At 46.8% G+C, this 453-nt stretch carries 1 pseudogene; it reads left to right on the forward strand.

Annotated features, from left to right (window positions below):
* Positions 1 to 453: pseudogene (locus tag AB4496_RS24350) on the forward strand (transporter); the annotation flags it as partial.

The following is a 453-nucleotide window of genomic DNA, read 5'->3' on the forward strand; positions in this document are numbered from 1 at the left end:
CCCTAAAGCGACAGAGAAAGAGCTAATGGTCGTTTCTAAAATAACGTCTACTTTCTTCGGCATCGCGATCATCTTGGTTGCTCTGTTCATTAACTCTCTTAAAGGTCTGAGCCTTTTCGACACCATGATGTACGTGGGCGCATTGATCGGCTTCCCAATGACGATTCCTGCATTCTGTGGCTTCTTTATCCGTAAAACTCCGGATTGGGCTGGCTGGGGCACGCTAGTCGTTGGTGGTGTAGTTTCTTACTTCGTTGGTTTCGTTATCACAGCGGACATGATTCAAAACTGGTTCGGTCTAAACGAACTAACTGGCCGTGAGTGGGCTGACCTGAAAGTGGCTATCGGCCTTATCGGTCACATCGTATTTACTGCTGGCTTCTTCGTTCTTTCAACATTGTTCTACAAGCCATTACCGGAACACCGTGAGAAAGATGTCGACAAGTTCTTCAA

Origin of the sequence: Vibrio sp. 10N.222.46.A1 (genome assembly GCF_041473595.1) — a bacterium.
Classification (GTDB): Bacteria; Pseudomonadota; Gammaproteobacteria; order Enterobacterales; family Vibrionaceae; genus Vibrio; species Vibrio tasmaniensis_A.